At 68.4% G+C, this 17,770-nt stretch carries 9 protein-coding genes, 3 rRNA genes and 1 pseudogene; 8 read left to right on the top strand and 5 right to left on the bottom strand.

Features of this window, described 5'->3' with window-relative positions:
• The first annotated feature begins 8 nt into the window (after window positions 1-8).
• Both argH and GKE82_RS03260 read left to right on the top strand, forming a co-directional pair.
• On the top strand, window positions 9-1,346 hold the full coding sequence (gene argH / locus GKE82_RS03265; RefSeq protein ID WP_154732314.1) for an argininosuccinate lyase: 1,338 nt from the start codon (window positions 9-11) through the stop codon (window positions 1,344-1,346).
• Window positions 1,343-1,945: a DNA-3-methyladenine glycosylase gene (locus GKE82_RS03260; RefSeq protein ID WP_309233368.1), complete on the top strand. Its 603-nt coding sequence runs from the start codon at window positions 1,343-1,345 to the stop codon at window positions 1,943-1,945. Before argH ends, GKE82_RS03260 begins: the two co-directional genes overlap by 4 nt.
• A gap of 25 nt (window positions 1,946-1,970) precedes the next feature.
• Here GKE82_RS03260 and GKE82_RS03255 read toward each other — a convergent pair whose 3' ends face one another.
• Complete coding sequence (locus tag GKE82_RS03255) at window positions 1,971-4,313, bottom strand: transglycosylase domain-containing protein (RefSeq protein WP_154732313.1); 2,343 nt, start codon at window positions 4,311-4,313, stop codon at window positions 1,971-1,973.
• A gap of 120 nt (window positions 4,314-4,433) precedes the next feature.
• On the opposite strand from GKE82_RS03255, the gene tyrS reads away from it, so the two are divergent.
• The 4 genes from tyrS to rrf all read left to right on the top strand — a co-directional run bounded on the left by tyrS (window position 4,434) and on the right by rrf (window position 11,150).
• Window positions 4,434-5,624 (top strand): tyrosine--tRNA ligase, encoded by a 1,191-nt coding sequence (gene tyrS / locus GKE82_RS03250; protein ID WP_230316079.1) that lies wholly within the window; start codon window positions 4,434-4,436, stop codon window positions 5,622-5,624.
• A 442-nt stretch (window positions 5,625-6,066) separates the two neighbouring features.
• Window positions 6,067-7,613: ribosomal RNA gene (locus tag GKE82_RS03245) — 16S ribosomal RNA — on the top strand.
• A 352-nt stretch (window positions 7,614-7,965) separates the two neighbouring features.
• A 23S ribosomal RNA gene (locus tag GKE82_RS03240) occupies window positions 7,966-10,958 on the top strand.
• Between the two features lie 75 nt (window positions 10,959-11,033).
• Window positions 11,034-11,150, top strand: a 5S ribosomal RNA gene (gene rrf / locus GKE82_RS03235).
• Together the 16S, 23S and 5S rRNA genes form the textbook arrangement of a ribosomal RNA operon.
• 844 nt (window positions 11,151-11,994) lie before the next feature.
• Here the strand turns inward: rrf and GKE82_RS03230 are convergent.
• Window positions 11,995-12,279, bottom strand: a complete 285-nt coding sequence (locus tag GKE82_RS03230) for a hypothetical protein (RefSeq protein ID WP_154732311.1) — start codon at window positions 12,277-12,279, stop codon at window positions 11,995-11,997.
• Between the two features lie 142 nt (window positions 12,280-12,421).
• Here GKE82_RS03230 and GKE82_RS03225 point away from each other — a divergent pair, with 142 nt between their 5' ends.
• Window positions 12,422-13,402 carry a DUF389 domain-containing protein gene (locus GKE82_RS03225; RefSeq protein ID WP_309233367.1) on the top strand — a complete coding sequence of 327 codons (981 nt, stop codon included), beginning with the start codon at window positions 12,422-12,424 and terminating at the stop codon, window positions 13,400-13,402.
• On the opposite strand, the gene GKE82_RS03220 is transcribed toward GKE82_RS03225, so the two are convergent.
• Genes GKE82_RS03220 through GKE82_RS03210 form a run of 3 tightly spaced genes read right to left on the bottom strand, consistent with a single transcriptional unit; the run spans window position 13,399 to window position 16,345 of the window.
• Window positions 13,399-14,508 carry an isocitrate/isopropylmalate family dehydrogenase gene (locus tag GKE82_RS03220; RefSeq protein ID WP_154732309.1) on the bottom strand — a complete coding sequence of 370 codons (1,110 nt, stop codon included), beginning with the start codon at window positions 14,506-14,508 and terminating at the stop codon, window positions 13,399-13,401. The genes GKE82_RS03225 and GKE82_RS03220 overlap by 4 nt on opposite strands.
• Before the next feature lie 11 nt (window positions 14,509-14,519).
• The gene (locus GKE82_RS03215) at window positions 14,520-15,752 is read right to left on the bottom strand and encodes an MFS transporter (RefSeq protein ID WP_154732308.1); all 1,233 of its coding nucleotides are present in this window, start codon (window positions 15,750-15,752) and stop codon (window positions 14,520-14,522) included.
• The gene (locus GKE82_RS03210; RefSeq protein ID WP_154732307.1) at window positions 15,749-16,345 is read right to left on the bottom strand and encodes an HDIG domain-containing metalloprotein; all 597 of its coding nucleotides are present in this window, start codon (window positions 16,343-16,345) and stop codon (window positions 15,749-15,751) included. Before GKE82_RS03210 ends, GKE82_RS03215 begins: the two co-directional genes overlap by 4 nt.
• Window positions 16,346-16,403: 58 nt before the next feature.
• Here GKE82_RS03210 and murA point away from each other — a divergent pair.
• Window positions 16,404-17,716 (top strand): annotated as a pseudogene (gene murA / locus GKE82_RS03205) (UDP-N-acetylglucosamine 1-carboxyvinyltransferase).
• The last annotated feature ends 54 nt before the right edge of the window (window positions 17,717-17,770 follow it).

Below are 17,770 nucleotides of genomic sequence, written 5' to 3'. Positions count from 1 at the left end.
CGGCGTCCATGTCGCGCTTCTCGCTGCCCCAGGATCCCGCCTTCCAGGCGATGAACACGTCGCTGTCGTTCGACCGGCGGCTGTGGCCGTTCGACGTCGCCCAGTCCCGCGCGCACGCGCGGATGCTCGCGGCGCGCTCGATCATCGGGGACGACGACCTCACCGCGATCCTCGCGGGGCTCGACGCGGTGGAGGCCGAGCTGCGCGACGGCAGCTTTCCCTTCCGCGAGGACGACGAGGACATCCACATGGCGGTCGAGCGGCGCCTGACGGAGATCGTCGGCGCTCCGGGCGGCAAGCTCCACACCGGTCGCTCCCGCAACGACCAGGTGATCACCGACCTGGCGATGTTCACGCGGGACAGCGCGGAGCGGATCATCGGGCAGCTCGAGGCGCTGCGCCGGGTCGTGCTCGAGGTCGCGCAGGCGCATCTCGACTGGCCGCTGCCGGGCTACACCCACCTGCAGCGCGCCCAGCCGGTGTACCTCTCGCACCACCTGCTCGCGTACTTCTGGATGACCACGCGCGACATCGCGCGCTTCCGCGCGGTCCTCGACGCGACCGCGGAGCTGCCGCTGGGCGCGGGCGCCCTGGCGGGCGTGAACTTCGACACGGACCGGCGGATGGTCGCCACCGAGCTCGGCTTCGACGGCGTGACCGCGAACTCCGTCGACAGCGTCTCCAACCGGGACTTCGCGCTGGACCTGCTGCACGCCCTGTCGGTCTGCGCGACGCACCTGAGCCGCCTGGGCCAGGAGATCGTCCTGTGGGCGAGCACCGAGTTCGGCTTCATGACCCTGTCGGACGCGTGGTCGTCGGGGTCCTCGATCATGCCGCAGAAGAAGAACCCGGACGCGGCGGAACTCCTGCGCGGCAAGGCGCCGCGCGTGTGGGCGCACCAGGCGGCGCTCCACGGCGTGATCCACGCGCTCCCGCTGACCTACAACAAGGACCTCCAGGAGGACAAGGAGCACCTGTTCGACGCGGTCGACACGGTCGAGATCTGCATCGCCGCGGCGCAGGGGATGCTCGAGACGGCGGAGTTCCACCGCGAGGCGATGTCGGCGGCGGCCTCCGACCAGATGATCGCGGCGGTCGACCTCGCCGACTTCCTCGTCGTGCGGGGCACGCCGTTCCGCGAGGCGCACGGCGTCGTCGCGCGGCTCGTCCGCGAGGCGGTGGAGCAGGGACGCACGCTCGCCGACGTGACGGTCGCCGAGCTCGGTGACGACGCCGCAGCGGTGTTCGAGCAGTCCTCGTGGCTGGAGTCGAAGGTCTCCGAGGGCGGGACCGCGCTGGCCCGGGTGCGCGAGCAGCTGGACCTGGCGCGCGCGCAGCTGGCGTGAGCGGCGCGGTCCTCGACGCCGCGTTCTACGACCGTCCGGTCCTGGAGGTCGCGCGCGACCTGGTCGGCTGCGAGCTCGTCCACGGCGAGACCGCGGGGCGCATCGTCGAGACCGAGGCGTACCACCACACGGAGGCGGCGTGCCACGCCTACGTCGGCCTGACGGCCCGCACCTCGACGCTGTTCGCGGCGCCCGGGACCGCGTACGTGTACCGCTCCTACGGGATCCACGCGCTGATCAACGCGGTCTGCGAGGGGGAGGACGTGGGCGCGGCGGTGCTCGTCCGCGCGCTCGACCCGACCGCGGGGGTGGAGCTGATGCGCGCCCGCCGCGGCCCGGTCCACGAGCGCGACCTCTGCAACGGGCCGGGCAAGCTCACGCAGGCCCTGGGAATCGAGCTGACCGAGAACGCGACGTCGCTCGTCGACGGGCCGGTGCGGATCCGCGCCCGGGAGCCGGGAGTGGTCCCGGAGCTCGTCACCGGGACGCGGATCGGCATCACGAAGGCGGTCGAGCTGCCGTGGCGCTTCTGCCTGCGCGGCAGCCGGCGGGTGTCCCGCCCGTACCCGCCGGGGCTGCTGCACCCCGGCACCGGCTGACCCGGGCCCGAGCGGGACGCCGGCGTCAGGGCGTCGGTGGGACGGCTCCCCCGGCGCCGCCGTCGGCCGGGGCGGCCGGGGTGGCGGCGGGCGGCGGGGTCGCCACCGGCGGCGGGGTGGCCGCCGGGGCCGGGGCCGGGTCGGCGGGCTGCGCCTGCTGCTGGCCGGCGCCGGTCTGCGGCTGGGCCTCGCCGCCGCCGTTCCCGCCGCCGGTGTCGCCCTCGGGCTCCGCGGTGTCGGCGTCGGCGGCCCCGGCGCTTCCGGTGGTCGGGGCGGCGGTCCCGGGCGTCGCGACGGGCGGCACCGTGGTCGTCTGGGTCTTCGGCGGCAGGCCCTTGGCCTTGCGCTCCGCGGCGACGCGCTCGTCGATCACGCGGTTGGCGCTGATCATGAACTCGCGCCAGATCTGGGCCGGGAAGGTGCCGCCGGCGACGGGCTCGCCGGCGAACTCCGTCTCCATCGGCTTGAAGGCGTCGGGGTAGCCGACCCAGACGGCGACGGTCATCCGGTCGGTGAAGCCGACGAACCACGCGTCGCCGAAGTTCTCGGTGGTGCCGGTCTTGCCGGCGGCGAACTGGCCGAAGGCGGCCCGCTTGCCGGACCCCTGCGTGACGACGGTCGACATGATCGACGTGGCGGTCTCGGCGACCTCCTCGGACAGGACGCGGCGCGTCTTGCGGCGGTTCTTCTTCACGCAGCGGTCGGTCCCGGCGAGCGTCACGCAGCGTTTCGTGTCGGCGTTCTCGACCTCGCGGATCGCGACGGGGCCCTGGTTGCTCGTGCCCAGCGTGCCGTACACGCGCAGGCCCTTCTCGGCGAACGTCTCGTACGCGTGGGCGAGGTCCAGCGGCGTGACGCCCTGCTTGAGCCCGCCGAGCGTCATCGCGTAGTTGTCCGACACCGGGGTGCGGATGCCCATGCGCCGGGCCAGCCGGGCGACCTTGCGGGTGCCGACCTTGATGCCGGCGGCTGCGTAGACGGCGTTGTCGGAGAAGGTCAGTCCGCGCGCGAGGGTCGAGACCCCGGAGTAGTTGTCGTCGAAGTTGTTGACGACGAACTTCTCCTGGCCGTCGGTGCCCGGCACGGTGAACTCGCGCTTGCGCGACGGCCACAGCGACCCGGGCCCGATCCCCTGGCGCAGGGCCTCGGCGAGGATGAAGGGCTTGAACGACGATCCGGGCTGGCGCTGGCCCTGGGTCGCGAGGTTGAACGGGGCGGTGTCGTAGTCGCGCCCGCCGACCATCGCGCGCACCTCGCCGGAGCGGTTGTCGATCGCGACGAGCGCGGCCGTGGGCCCGGTCGGGTTGGGCAGGAACGCATCCACGGCCCGCTGCGCCTCGCGCTGCAGATCGAGGTCGAGCGTCGTGCGGATCCGCAGCCCGCCCTCGAACGCGCGCCGTGCGCCGAACTTGTCGACGAGCTGCTGGCGCACCCAGGAGGTGAAGTAGGGCGCCTTGGACTCGACCCTCGGCGGGGCGACCTCGCCGCCGTAGAGCGGGGCCGCGACCGCCTCGCGGTGCTGGGTCGCGCTGATGCGGCCCTGCTCGAGCATCTTGTCGAGGACGATGTTGCGGCGGGTCTCGGCGTCACGCGGGTTCACCGTCGGGTCGTAGCCGGATGGTGAGGCGACGACGCCGGCCAGCAGCGCTGCCTCGTGCGGCTCGAGCTCCTTCGCGCACGGGCGCTTCTCGGTCCCGCAGCCCTGGTGGTTGGGGTCGCTGCCGAAGTAGGTCCGCGCCGCGGCCTCGACGCCGTAGGCGCCGTTGCCGAAGTAGATCGAGTTCAGGTACTCGCGCAGGATCTTGTCCTTGGACCACTTGCGCGTGAGGTGGTAGGCGAGCGCGGACTCGCGCAGCTTCTGGAAGACGGTCCGCTCGTCCTGCGCGTCCATCGCGTTCTTCACGAACTGCTGCGTGATGGTCGAGCCGCCCTGGCGGGCCCCGCCCTTGATGACGTCGTTGACGAACGCGCGGCCGATGCCGCGCAGGTCGACGCCGGAGTTCTCGTAGAACCGCTCGTCCTCGACTGCGATGATCGCCGACTTCATGTACGGCGAGATGTCGCTGCTGTCGGTGAGGATGATGCGGTTCTGGTTGCTGGCGAGCAGGCCGAGCTCGCGGCCGCGGATGTCGACCATCACCGAGTTCCGGGCGCCGCCCTTCTCGCGGTACTCGGGCCGGTTCTCGAGGTCCGGCAGGTCCGACGCGACGGCCATCATCATCCCGAAGACCGTGGAGACGACCGCGAGCAGCCCGAGCGGCACGAGCAGCAGCAGCAGCCGGAACCACTTCACGCGTGGGCGGCGCCGGCGGCCCGGGGCGGGCTCGACCGGAAGCGGGGTGATGTTCGTGCCCTCGAAGTCGCTCATCGTGGGGTGCTCCGCGACGTCGCGCGCCACGCGTGCGCTCGCGCGGTCGGTCGGGGGAGAGGCGTCGGAACGTGGGCGGCAACCGGCTCCGGCGGAGCGATGAGTCTACCATCGGGGCCGATGCCCGATCCCGCCTCCGACGCCGCGTTCCTGACCCGCAACACCGTGGCAGCGCTGCCGGACGGTGCGCTGCAGCGCCGCCTGGAGGAGGCCGCCCGCGAGGGACGCCAGCTCCGCGTGAAGCTCGGGCTGGACCCGACCGCGCCCGATCTGCACCTGGGGCACACCGTGGTGCTGCAGAAGCTCCGCGAGTTCCAGGACCTCGGCCACCGGGTGGTGCTCATCGTCGGCGACTACACCGCGCGCGTGGGGGACCCGAGCGGTCGCTCGTCGACCCGTCCCGCGCTGTCCGGCGAGGAGATCGACGCGAACGCGCGGACCTACCAGGAGCAGGCGTTCAGGGTGCTGCGCGAGGACCCGGACCTCCTCGAGGTGCGGTTCAACGGCGAGTGGCTCGACATGAAGATGGAGGAGCTCTTCCGGATCGCGCGGACGACGACGGTGGCGCAGCTGCTGGAGCGCGACGACTTCGCCAAGCGGTTCGCCGCGCGCCAGCCGATCTCGGTGCTCGAGCTGCTCTACCCGCTGATGCAGGGCTACGACTCGGTCGCGATCCGTGCCGATGTCGAGCTGGGCGGCACCGACCAGACCTTCAACCTCCTGCTCGGGCGCGACCTGCAACGCCACTTCGGCGTGCCGGAGCAGAGCATCCTGACCCTGCCGATCCTCCCGGGGGTCGACGGCGTGGACAAGATGAGCAAGTCGCTGGGCAACCACATCGGGGTGACCGAGGCGCCCGACGAGATGTACGGGCGCACGCTCTCGATCCCGGACGAGGCGATGGCGACCTGGCGTACGCTGCTCGCCGTGCCGGACCCGCCCGACGGCACCGGTCCCCGAGACGCGAAGCGCGCGCTCGCGCGCGCGATCGTGGAGCGCTTCCACTCCACGGACGCCGCGGTCGCGGCGCAGGAGCGCTTCGACGCGGTGTTCGTGGCGAAGGCGGTCCCGGACGACGTCCCGACGTTCTCGGTGGCGCCCGACGCGGGAAGCGTCCATCTCCCCGCGGTGATCGCGGAGGCGTTCGGGCGCTCACGGGGCGAGGCCCGGCGACTCCTGGCCGGCGGCGGCGTGAAGCTGGACGGCAGCGTGGTGCCCGCGGACGGGCTCGATCTGCCGGCCTCCGATCTGGACGGGAAGGTCCTCCAGGTCGGAAAGCGAGCGTTTACGCGCCTGAAACTCACGGATTAGCCCCGTGGTAGAGCCGTCTTGGCCCATCGGGCCCAAGAAATCGGCCTCACCCGGAACGCACGCTGGAAAACCCCGTGCTACCTTTCCGCTCCGCCGTTGAGACGGCGCGCCGCACACACCGGGCGAAGTTGACCCAAAGTGTCGGAGCGTGATAGTCTCCTCGGCCCCGTCGCCCCGGGGGAACATCACCGGGGCGAGCGTCTGCAAGAGGGAGTCCCCCTCACTGCGAGAGGCGCAGCGGTCTTTGACAACTCAACAGCATGCGTACCTTTCGCTCTGGTCTAGCCGGAGTTGGAATGTACGTCCAGGTTCGACCCGCCGGGGTCCTTCGGGACGGCCGGTGGGCAACAAATAGAGAAGTGCCAGTAGTAACCCTGTCAGACGGAGCCGCATTTGTGTATGGCGGCTCCAGAACATGTCAGACAGACTCTTAGTGAAGTTCTTCACGGAGAGTTTGATCCTGGCTCAGGACGAACGCTGGCGGCGTGCTTAACACATGCAAGTGGAGCGACGAAACCGGGCTTGCCCGGTGGCAGAGCCGCGAACGGGTGAGTAACACGTGGGTAACCTGCCCCGATGATTGGGACAACTCCGGGAAACCGGAGCTAATACCAAATGTGCTCTCTCCCTCTAAGGGGAGCGAGGAAAGGAAGCTTCGGCCTCCGCATCGGGATGGGCCCGCGGCCCATTAGCTTGTTGGTGGGGTAACGGCCTACCAAGGCGACGATGGGTAGCTGGTCTGAGAGGACGATCAGCCACACTGGGACTGAGACACGGCCCAGACTCCTACGGGAGGCAGCAGTGGGGAATCTTGCGCAATGGGCGAAAGCCTGACGCAGCAACGCCGCGTGGGGGAAGAAGGCCTTCGGGTTGTAAACCCCTTTCAGTTGGGACGAAGCTTCGCCGGTGAATAGCCGGCCGGAGTGACGGTACCTTCACAAGAAGCACCGGCTAACTACGTGCCAGCAGCCGCGGTAATACGTAGGGTGCAAGCGTTGTCCGGAATCATTGGGCGTAAAGCGCGTTTAGGCGGCTTGGTAAGTCAGCTGTGAAAGCCCAGGGCTCAACCCTGGGATGCCGGTTGATACTGCCAAGCTCGAGTCCGGAAGAGGAGTGTGGAATTCCTGGTGTAGCGGTGAAATGCGCAGATATCAGGAGGAACACCAATGGCGAAGGCAGCACTCTGGGACGTGACTGACGCTGAGACGCGAAAGCGTGGGGAGCAAACAGGATTAGATACCCTGGTAGTCCACGCCGTAAACGATGGGCACTAGGTGTGGGAGGTGTCGACTCCTTCCGTGCCGAAGCTAACGCATTAAGTGCCCCGCCTGGGGAGTACGGTCGCAAGACTAAAACTCAAAGGAATTGACGGGGGCCCGCACAAGCAGCGGAGCATGTGGTTTAATTCGACGCAACGCGAAGAACCTTACCTGGGCTTGACATGTACCTGACCGCCCTGGAAACAGGGTTTCTCTTCGGAGCAGGTTCACAGGTGGTGCATGGCTGTCGTCAGCTCGTGTCGTGAGATGTTGGGTTAAGTCCCGCAACGAGCGCAACCCCCGTCGCATGTTGCCAGCATTTAGTTGGGGACTCATGCGAGACTGCCGGTGACAAACCGGAGGAAGGTGGGGATGACGTCAAGTCATCATGCCCCTTATGTCCAGGGCTACACACGTGCTACATTGGCGCGTACAGAGGGCTGCGATACCGCGAGGTGGAGCGAATCCCTTAAAGCGCGTCTCGGTTCGGATTGCAGGCTGAAACTCGCCTGCATGAAGGTGGAGTTGCTAGTAATCGCGGATCAGCATTGCCGCGGTGAATACGTTCCCGGGCCTTGTACACACCGCCCGTCACACCACGGGAGTGAGCAACACCCGAAGCCGGTGGGCTAACCCGCAAGGGAGGCAGCCGTCGAAGGTGGGGCTCGTGACTGGGGTGAAGTCGTAACAAGGTAGCCGTACCGGAAGGTGCGGCTGGATCACCTCCTTTCTAGGGAGTGCCTTCGGGCACCCGATCGGAAACGCGCTCAAGGCCGGCGTCACCGCTCTTCGTGAGCACCGACGTCTGGACCGGCCAGCTACGCCTGATCGGCCTAGCATGTCGACCGAACCTGGCCTGCCCTGATCGGCAATACCGCTCGATCACGAGGCTTGCATGCTGTTGAGTTGTGAGAGACCGGCGCCCGTCGGCCAGCCACCGTGCTGCGCCGGCCTGGCACCAGCCCTCTCGGCGGTCCTTGAAAACTGCACAGTAGCCACAAGCCCGATGCTTCGATAAGCGCATCGGGTTTACGGGTATCACCAGCCGAACGGGGACTAACCCTGTCCGTTCGGTTGATCACCGTCAAGATAGTAAGGGCACACGGTGGATGCCTAGGCACCTAGAGCCGATGAAGGACGTGAACGACTGCGATAAGCCGCGGTGAGGCGTTGAATAGCCTTTGACCCGCGGATTTCCGAATGGGGAAACCCGGCGCTGGTAATGCGGCGTCATCGCTGGCTGAACACATAGGCCAGTGGAAGGTAAGCGGGGGAAGTGAAACATCTCAGTACCCCGAGGAAAGTAAATCAACCGAGACTCCCTGAGTAGTGGCGAGCGAAAAGGGATCAGCCCAAACCGGGCTCGTGTAAGCGACCATGCGTTGCGTGTCCGGTGTTGTAGGGCGCTTGTTCCTGGTCATGGTCGGCCAGGCAGCAGTTACAAAGTCATGTGGTAGCGGAAGCACGTGGAACCGTGCACCAGAGAGGGCAACCGTCCCGTACGCGAAACCTCATGACCTGCTGTCAAGCGTTCCTGAGTAGGTCCACACACGTGAAACGTGGACTGAACCTGGGGGGACCACCCTCCAAGGCTAAGTACTCCTAGGTGACCGATAGCGGACTAGTACCGTGAGGGAAAGGTGAAAAGTACCCCGGAAGGGGAGTGAAATAGTACCTGAAACCGTGTGCCTACAAGCGGTCGGAGCATCCTCGTGATGTGACGGCGTGCTTTTTGCATAACGAGCCAGCGAGTTGCTCGTGTGCGGCAAGGTTAAGCGATGAGCGGAGCCGTAGCGAAAGCGAGTCCTAATAGGGCGTCTTGAGTCGTACGCGGCAGACCCGAAACTGAGTGAGCTACCCATGGGCAGGTTGAAGCGGGGGTAAGACCTCGTGGAGGACCGAACCGACCTAGGTTGAAAACTGGGCGGATGACCTGTGGGTCGGAGTGAAAGGCTAATCAAACTCAGTGATATCTGGTTCTCTCCGAAATATATTTAGGTATAGCCTCAGGTAAATTGCATTGTGGCCGTAGAGCACTGTTTGGACGCGGGGCCCCACCAGGTTACCAAATTCAGGCAAACTCCGAAGACCATTATGTCTACCCTGGGAGTCAGTTGCTGGGGGATAAACTTCAGCGTCGAAAGGGAAACAGCCCAGACCGCCGGCTAAGGTCCCAAAGTGTTAGCTAAGTGGCAAACGATGTCCGAGTGCATAGACAACCAGGAGGTTGGCTTAGAGGCAGCCACCCTTGAAAGAGTGCGTAACAGCTCACTGGTCAAGTGTTCGGGCGCGGATAATGTAACGGGGCTCAAGCTAACCACCGAAGCCGCGGGTGCGATCTTTGATCGCGCGGTAGGAGAGCGTTCCTATGCCAGTGAAGCGGCGGCGTAAGCCAGCCGTGGAGGCATGGGAAGTGAGAATGCTGGCATGAGTAACGAAAGAGGGGTGAGAATCCCCTCCGCCGATTGCCCAAGGGTTCCTGGGTAAAGTTCGTCTGCCCAGGGTTAGTCAGGACCTAAGGCGAGGCCGAAAGGCGTAGTCGATGGCCAACAGGTTGATATTCCTGTACCACGTCGTGATCGTTTGACCGATGGGGGGACGGGGAAGGCTAGAGGATCCCAGGCGATGGTCGTCCTGGGGTAAGTGCGTAGGTTGGGCCCTAGTCAAATGCGGGGCCCTTTAAGCCGAGACACGATGCCAGCTGGCTTATGAGCCGGCGAGTCCTTGACGCCATGCCTCCAAGAAAAGCCTCTAGGGAGATTGCGCGTGCCTGTACCAAAACCGACACAGGTGGGCAAGTAGAGAATACTAAGGTGATCGAGATAACCCTCGTTAAGGAACTCGGCAAAATTGCTCCGTAACTTCGGGATAAGGAGCGCCCCAGTAAGGTGAAGCCCCTCGCGGGTGGAGCCTGAGGGGGCCGCAGTGAATAGGTTCAAGCGACTGTTTACCAAAAACACAGGTCTCTGCTAAGTCGAAAGACGACGTATAGGGGCTGACGCCTGCCCGGTGCCGGAAGGTTACGTGGAGATGTTAGGGCTTGCCCCGAAGCATCGAAGCTAAGCCCCGGTAAACGGCGGCCGTAACTATAACGGTCCTAAGGTAGCGAAATTCCTTGTCGGGTAAGTTCCGACCTGCACGAATGGCGTAACGACTTGAACGCTGTCTCAACGAGGGGCTCGGTGAAATTGCAGTCTCGGTGAAGATGCCGAGTACCCGCGGCTAGACGGAAAGACCCCGTGAACCTTTACTACAACTTGGTATTGGTGTTCGGTCCATTTCGCTCAGGATAGGTGGGAGGCTTTGAAGCATCGGCTGCGGCTGGTGTGGAGCCATCCTTGAGATACCACCCTTGGTGTATTGGACATCTAACTCCGCTCCGTGAATCCGGGCGGGGAACAGTGCCAGGCGGGTAGTTTGACTGGGGCGGTCGCCTCCCAAAATGTAACGGAGGCGCACAAAGGTTCCCTCAGCACGGTTGGAAATCGTGCGAAGAGTGCAAAGGCAGCAAGGGAGCTTGACTGTGAGGCCGACAGGTCGAGCAGGTGCGAAAGCAGGTCTTAGTGATCCGGCGGTAGCAAGTGGAAGTGCCGTCGCTCAACGGATAAAAGGTACTCCGGGGATAACAGGCTTATCGGGCCCAAGAGTCCACATCGACGGCCCGGTTTGGCACCTCGATGTCGGCTCGTCGCATCCTGGGGCTGAAGTAGGTCCCAAGGGTTGGGCTGTTCGCCCATTAAAGCGGTACGCGAGCTGGGTTCAGAACGTCGTGAGACAGTTCGGTCCCTATCTGCCGTGGGCGTTGGAGAATTGAGTGGATTTGCCCCTAGTACGAGAGGACCGGGGTGAACGGACCTCTGGTGTAGCTGTTGTTCTGCCAAGGGCATCGCAGCCTAGCTACGTCCGGATCGGATAACCGCTGAAAGCATCTAAGCGGGAAGCCGGCCACAAGATGAGTTCTCCCACCTCCTTGAGAGGGTAAGACCCCTGGTAGACCACCAGGTTGATAGGCCGCATCTGGAAGCGCCGTGAGGCGTGAAGGTGAGCGGTACTAATGGGTCGAGGGCTTGACGGATATTTTTTCAGTGGTACCCGTAGTGTGGCGAACTGTGCAGTTTTGAAGGACCCCGGGTGGGTGCTCTCACGAGTTTCCGGTGGTTATGGCGAGGGGGAAACACCTCTTCCCTTTCCGAACAGAGCAGTTAAGCCCCTCAGCGCCGATGGTACTTGGCCCGCAAGGGCCTGGGAGAGTAGGTCGCCGCCGGTTTAAATTGACGCAAAGGCCGTCCCGAAAGGGGCGGCCTTTCGTCGTTCCTGGGGTCAGTTGTCTCTTCGTGGCGGTGGTCGGGGGTGTGGGGTGCGGTCGTTCGCTGCGGCACGCGGCCTCCGGCCGCGCACCGGATGTCGCTCACGACCGCACCCCACACCCGGGCCGTGTTCCGGCTGTGCGTGCGTTCCGGCCCGAGGTGGGGCACTGCACGCCTTCGTCGCCTGGGCAGGCGTACGCCGCTGCAGCGCTGGGCGGCGGCAGCGGCACCGCACCTCGCGCCGCAAGGGCGGCTGCTCCACGCCGTCGTCGTGCGGTGGCATCAGGGCACGCTCCCCGCCCCGCAGGCGCGTTCGGCGGTGCAGGCGGAGCTCGGTGACGAGGGTGAGGGGCGGTGGCGGCAGCGCGGTGTTCTCGGTGACGGTGTGGGGTCCGGCCGCTCGCTGCGGCACGCGGCCTCCGGGCGCGCACCGGATGTCGCTCACGACCGCACCCCACACCCGGACCAAGCACACAGCGCGCCTTGGTGATCGGCCGGTTGGGGCCGGTGCGGTTCCGCGGCGGTCGAGGCGAGCCCGAGCAGGGGCGGTGGCGTGCCGGCCGGTCCGGCGGCGGGCATCCTGGGCTTGTGGTGGGAGGGCGTGCTCGAGGTCGGGGCCCGGGCGCCTTCGGAGTGCTCGTCGACGGGCGATGCCGCCCAACGTCGAGGTCAGCGGCCGGTGCGCTGCCCGGCGGACGACGAGGTACGTGTCGGCGGCCGAGCCGACAACGACGGAGGGCCGCCCCCACGGCGGCCCTCCGGCACAGCGTTCTGGATCTCCGGTGGCCCTCCCAGGCCACGACGTCACACGGGGACGTGTGGATGTCGCTGCCGCGACCGGGCCGAGGACGGCGCGGTGCAGTGCTGCTCGGCCGCGAGAGGCGCACCCGGGCGCCGGGGACGATCACGGCGCGGGGCGGACGGCCCCGGGCGGCGCGAGCGCTCGCGATGGTCGACGATGACGGGCGGGCTCTTCGGATCGTCGAGATCCTCGAGCAGGGCGAAGCTCACGACCGCGTCGACGGCCCGGCGCACGACGCTCCGCAGGGAGCTCGTGGCGGCGGGGGTTCCAAGCGTGGGGGAGAACATGTGTTCGCAACGGTACGGCGGTGGGCGGACGGAATGGGGCGAACGGATGTTCCCCGTGGTCTGATCGCTCGTTTTTGGCTTGTCCATGCGGATTTCGCCCTGCGAAGCTGCAACGGATCTTGCGCGGAAGTACGCTGTTTGCGTGGTTCATCTCCGGCTGGTCGTGCCGCACGGGCGCGTCGACGACGTTCTCGAGGTCCTGGAGTGCACGCCCGCGGTGACGAGCATCATCGTCCTGCCCGGAGCGGCGCGCAGCCCCGTCGGGGACGTCGTGCTCTGCGACGTCGCACGCGAGGACGCGAGCGTCGTCCTCTCCGACCTGCGCCGGCTGCGGATCGACGAGGACGGCTCGATCGCCGTCGAGATCGTCGACACGGCGCTCTCGCGCGTCGCCGAGGAGGCGGAGCGCATCGCGCCCGGCAGCCCATCCGACGCGGTGATCTGGGAGGACGTCGAGGCCAAGACCTCCGAGAGCGCCACCCTCTCCGGCGTGTACCTGACCTTCATGGTGCTCGCGTCGCTGATCGCCGCCGTCGGCATCTTCCTCGACAGCCCGATCCTCATCGTCGGCGCCATGGTCGTCGGCCCCGAGTTCGGGCCGATCGCCGGCTTCAGCGTCGCGTTCGTGCAGTGGCGACAGCGCCTCGCGCTCAAGTCGCTCGGGGCGCTGCTCGTCGGCTTCCCCGTCGCGATCGTCGCCGCCTACCTCGCCTCGCAGGCGTTCCGCCTGACCGGCGTGACCCCCGACGTGTTCTCCGAGGCCGACCACAACCTGTCGTCGATCATCTCCAACCCCGACTTCCTCGCCTTCTTCGTCGCCGCGTGCGCCGGGGCTGCCGGCGTCCTGTCGCTCACGACGCAGAAGTCCGGCGCCCTGATCGGGGTCCTGATCTCGGTGACGACGATCCCCGCGGCGGCGAACATCGGCATCACCGCCGCGTACGAGGACTGGGACGGCTTCTCGGGGTCCGTGCAGCAGCTCGCCGTGAACGTCGCCGGCATTCTCCTCGCCGGTGTCGTCACGCTCTACCTGCAGCGCAAGCTCTACCACCGCCGACGCCGGCGGCACCTCGCCTCGGTCGAGGTCCAGCGCGCCGCGCGGCTGCGCCGACGGCGCCGCTAGACCGTGGAGCCCAGCGAAGACCAGACCTCGATCTTCGTGCGGATCCGGGCGATCACGTCGCTCGTGAACTCCGTGGTGCCGACATGGCCGCCCAGGTCCGGCGTGCGCACCCCGGCCGCCGTCGCCTCGAGCACCGATTCGTAGATCGCGCGCGAGGCCCGCTCCGCCTTCGCGCCCGCGCCGGCCGTCGAGGCGTGGTGCAGCACCGCGGCGCAGCTCAGGATCATCGCCATCGGGTTCGCGACGTCCTTGCCCATCAGCGCCGGAGCGGTGCCGTGCGGCGCCTCCGCCATCGCGACCGTCGTCGTGTAGTCCTCGTCGAAGGCCAGCAGCACGCTCTCGGCGCCCGCGATCGACCCGAACATCGGCATCACCAGATCGCTCAGGCAGTCGCCGTCGCGGTTCAGCGCCGGGATCACCAGCGGCGTCTCCGTCGCGCCCGACACGAGCCCCGCGTACGTCGCGTCGATCAGCACCGGGCGGTAGGTCACGTCCGGGTAGCGCTCGGCCGCCGCGTCCATCTCCTCCTTGAGCATGCCCTCGTAGACGGGGGAGACCGTCCACTTCGGACCGCCGTAGACCTTGCCGCCCATCTTCCGGGCGGTCTGGAACGCGTAGTCGGACACCGCGCGGCACACGCTGCGGGAGATCCGCTCGGTGCGGAACGCGACCTCGTCGGGCGACCCCTCCTCGCCCTCGCGCCACTGCTCGGCCCCGTACGCATCGCCGACCGCCATGCGCACGACGCTGATCGGGTGGTAGGTCCCCCCGACGGGCGTGATGCCCGGGATCCGCCGCCCGGTCCGCACGATCACCTTGCCGTCGATCCCCTCGCGCAGCAGCCGGTTCGGGGAGCCGACGTCGTCCTTGCCCTCCGGCGTGATCGTCGCCGCCTTGATCCCCAGCCCGCACTCGCGCATCGCCTGCGCCGCGTCGGAGACGACCTGGTTGTCGGTGGCGCGCCGATGCTCCAGCGACAGGTCGAACCGCTCGAGGTCGAGCTCGAGGTCCACGACGTCGGGAGCGAGCACGCGCACGGCCTGCTCGAGCAGCTCCTGACCGGTCTCGTCGCCCTCGAGGATGATGATCTTCAGCCGGTCGCTCATGGCGATCCACCCTAGCGAGGCGCCTCGGCGCCGGACAGGGACGGAGCGGCGACCAGCGCTCGACGCCGGGTCGTGGCCAGCGCACCGCCCGCCAGCGCGACGATCGCCGCGGTCAGCACCGCGGCCCGCCAGCCCGGCCCCTCCGCCAGCGCGCCCGCGACCGCGTTGCCGCCCGCGATCCCGCCGACGAGCGCCATCGTCACCCACGTGTAGGCCTCCGTCCCGACCCCCGACGGGGCGAGCCGCCCGACGAGCTCGTTCCCCGCCGTGATCGCCGGGGCGATGCAGCAGCCCGCGACCATCGCCAGCGGCACCATCACGGCGACCGACGGCGCCAGCGCGAGCGGCAGGAACGTCACGCCGCACCCCAGCAGGAGCAGCGGCCAGCGCTGCGCCACCGGCGACGTCCACGACCGCGCCCCGTAGGCGAAGCCGCCCGCGGCGCTCGTCAGCGCCCATGCCGCCAGCAGCAGGCCCGCGGCGTCCGGGGCGCCCTCCGCGCGCGCGAACGCCGGCAGCGCGACCTCCGTCGCCCCGAAGCAGAACCCGGCGGGCACCGTGCACAGCACCACCGCGCGGACCCCCGGTGCCGCCATCGCGCCCAGCAGGCCGTGATCCCCGGTCCGCACCGACGGCCCCGTCGCGCGCGACGCCGGCTGCGCCACGAATGCGACCGTCCCCGCGAGCGTGAGCGCCGCCCCGAAGAGCAGCGCCGCCTCGGGCACGAGGACCGCGGCCGCGGCCGCCACCAGCAGCGGACCGGTCACGAAGATCAGCTCGATCGCGATCGCGTCGAGCGCCAGCGCGGCCGGCAGCAGCTCGTCGCGCTGCTCGCCCAGGAGCGTCGGCCACAGGGCGCGCAGCGCGCTCGACAGCGGCGGGACGGTCGCGCCGGTCACCCATGCGACCGCGACCAGCACGGCGGGGTGGACGTCCGCGTGCCCCAACGGCACCAGGCAGGCCATGCTCGTCGCGTGCACGACGGCGAGCGGGAGGAGGACGGGCCGCTGGCCCAGCCGGTCGATCAGCCGTCCCAGGAACGGCGCGACGAGCCCGGTGCCCAGCGCGTACCCCGCCGCCGCCAGTCCGGCGACCGTGAACGATCCGGTCTCCTCGCGCAGGAACAGGACCAGCGCGATCGTCACCAGCCCGATCGGCACGCGACCCAGGACGGTCAACGCGTACAGCGGGGCGACCCCCGGAGTCGCGAGCACCCGCCGGTAGCGGGCGCCCCCGAGCGTCACGACCCGGCGTCGCCCTCGAGCTCGAGCTCGGCGGCGTGCGGCTCCAGCGCGCCGATCACGAAGCGGATGTGATCGTCGAGCTCGACGCCCAGGGCTGCCGCGCCCTCGCGGATGTCGTCGCGGCTCACCGCCGCCGCGAACGCGGGCGTCTTCAGCTTCTTCTTCACGGACTTGGCGGTCATGCCGCGCAGGCCCTCCGGCCGGACGGCCGCCACCGCGACCACGAAGCCGCTCAGCTCGTCGACCGCGAACAGGGTCTTCTCGAGCTCGCTGTCGCGCGAGACCCCGAGGAAGTCGGCGTGCGACGCGATGCCGCGGACGAGCTCCGGCGGCGCGTCCAGCTCCTCGAGGACCCGCAACGCCGTTCGCGGATGGCCGTCGGGCGCGTCCATGTCCGGATGCCGCTCGTAGTCCATGTCGTGCAGCAGGCCGGTGACGGCCCACAGCTCGACCTCGGCGTCGTCGAGGCCGCGCTCGCGGGCGGCCGCGGTCATCGCGAGCTCCACGCAGCGGCAGTGACGGCGCAGGGACGGCGACTGCACCCACTCGCTCAGCAGGGACCAGGCGGCGTCGCGCGAAAGGGGCACGGACATGGCTGTTACCCTAGCCCAGCCCGCGGGCTCCCCCTTCCCCGCGCAGGCCCCTCGCACCATGGAGAAGTTCGTCATCGACGGCGGCGTCCCGCTGTCCGGCACGGTCGTGCCGGCCGGCAACAAGAACGGCGCCCTGCCCATCCTCGCGGCCTCGGTCCTCACCTCCGAGGAGGTCGTCGTGCGCAACGTTCCGCGCATCCGCGACGTCGAGGCGATGCTCGCGGTGCTCGCCGGGCTCGGCGTCACCGTCGAGTGGCGCGGCGCCAACGAGGTCGCGCTCAACGCGGCCGCCGTCACCGCGGAGTCCGCCATCGACCGCGAGAACGCGGAGCGGATCCGCGCCTCTTTCCTGCTCGCCGGACCGCTGCTCGCGCGCTTCGGCCGCTGCGAGATGCCGCCCCCGGCGGCGACGTCATCGGCCGGCGGCGGCTCGACCCGCACCTCGACGCGTTCGTCGCGCTCGGCGCCCGCTACGACCACGACCGCGACATCGTCCTCGAGGCGACCGGCCCCGAGGGTCGCCTGCGCGCCGGCGAGGTCTTCATGGACGAGCCGTCGGTCATGGCGACCGAGAACGCGCTGCTGGCCGCCGCCCTGACCCCCGGGGTCACGGTCATCGGCAACGCCGCGTGCGAGCCGCACGTCCAGGACCTCGCGCGGATGCTCCAGAAGATGGGCGCCGACATCCAGGGCGTCGGCTCCAACGTCATGATCGTCAGCGGCCGCGACGAGCTCGGCGGCTGCACCCACGAGGTGTCCCCGGACCACATCGAGATCGGCTCCTTCATGGCGCTCGCCGGCGTGACCGGCGGCGAGATGCGGATCGTCGACACCGTTCCGGACGACCTGCGGATGATCCGCCTCGTCTTCGAGAAGCTCGGCCTGCGCAGCGAGGTCGACGGGGCGGACGTGCTCGTCCCCGGCGGCCAGAAGCTCATCACCGGCCGGGACGTCGGCGAGCACAAGATCAAGGTCCAGGACGGCCCCTGGCCCGCGTTCCCGGCCGATCTCACCTCGATCGCCGTCGCGCTGGCCACCCAGTGCGAAGGCTCCGTGCTGATCCACGAGTGGATGTTCGAGAACCGCCTCGTCTTCACCGACAAGCTCGTGCTCATGGGCGCCGACATCACGCTCTGCGACCCGCACCGCGCCATCGTCGCCGGCCCGGCGCGCCTGCGCGGCGAGCGCGTCGAGAGCCCGGACATCCGCGCCGGCATGGCGATGCTCATCGCCGCCCTGTGCGCCGACGGCCGCAGCGAGATCCACAACATCCGGCAGATCGACCGGGGGTACGAGCGGATCGACGAGCGCCTGCGCGAGCTGGGTGCGAAGATCGACCGCGTGCCGGTCGAGCCCCACCATTCGTCCTGAACCGTCCGAGCCCCACGTGGACCGGGAGGACGGTGCGCGCGGGCGCCCGTCACA

Source organism: Conexibacter sp. W3-3-2, from assembly GCF_009707605.1.
In the GTDB taxonomy this organism is placed as follows: Bacteria; Actinomycetota; Thermoleophilia; order Solirubrobacterales; family Solirubrobacteraceae; genus Paraconexibacter; species Paraconexibacter algicola.
Note: the sequence above shows the minus strand (reverse complement) of the source record. Positions and strands in the feature narration are given on the sequence as shown.

Excerpts from the sequence above, each read along its gene's own strand:
- argH (WP_154732314.1), top strand. The coding sequence starts at position 9 with ATGTCGCGCTTCTCGCTGCCCCAGGATCCCGCCTTCCAGGCGATGAAC.
- GKE82_RS03255 (WP_154732313.1), bottom strand. The coding sequence starts at position 4,313 with ATGAGCGACTTCGAGGGCACGAACATCACCCCGCTTCCGGTCGAGCCC.
- tyrS (WP_230316079.1), top strand. The coding sequence starts at position 4,434 with ATGCCCGATCCCGCCTCCGACGCCGCGTTCCTGACCCGCAACACCGTG.
- GKE82_RS03230 (WP_154732311.1), bottom strand. The coding sequence starts at position 12,279 with ATGTTCTCCCCCACGCTTGGAACCCCCGCCGCCACGAGCTCCCTGCGG.
- GKE82_RS03220 (WP_154732309.1), bottom strand. The coding sequence starts at position 14,508 with ATGAGCGACCGGCTGAAGATCATCATCCTCGAGGGCGACGAGACCGGT.
- GKE82_RS03210 (WP_154732307.1), bottom strand. The coding sequence starts at position 16,345 with ATGTCCGTGCCCCTTTCGCGCGACGCCGCCTGGTCCCTGCTGAGCGAG.